The following is a 341-nucleotide window of genomic DNA, read 5'->3' as shown; positions in this document are numbered from 1 at the left end:
TCCGCCCACCGAACGCTGGTGGGACGGCAAGGCATGGACGGACCAGACCCGCCCCGCCGGCGCGGCCGCCCCGTGGGGTCCCGCCGCACAGACCGCGCCCCAGCCGGCGCAGTCGGCGCAGCCGGCCGGCCCGTACCCCGCGGGTGCCCCGGGGTACGGCGCACACCCCGGGTATCCGGGATATCCCGCCGTGCCTCCGGGCCGGCCCCGGAGCCGGCTGCGCGCGGGCATAGCCGTCGCGGTGACGGCCGCGGTGCTGGCCAGCATCGGGTTCGGCGCGTACGCCCTCTCGAAGGACGACGGCGGTGGAGACCGTGCGAGGGCCGGGCAGGGACCCGGCG

At 79.5% G+C, this 341-nt stretch carries 1 protein-coding gene; it reads left to right on the top strand.

Features of this window, described 5'->3' with window-relative positions:
• Nucleotides 1–341 (top strand): DUF2510 domain-containing protein (locus tag GT045_RS04365; RefSeq protein WP_161333336.1); only part of this gene is annotated, 341 nt, incomplete at both ends.

Origin of the sequence: Streptomyces sp. SID486 (assembly GCF_009865385.1) — a bacterium.
In the GTDB taxonomy this organism is placed as follows: Bacteria; Actinomycetota; Actinomycetes; order Streptomycetales; family Streptomycetaceae; genus Streptomyces.
The sequence above is the reverse complement of the archived record's forward strand: the minus strand, read 5'-3'. Positions and strand labels throughout refer to the sequence as shown.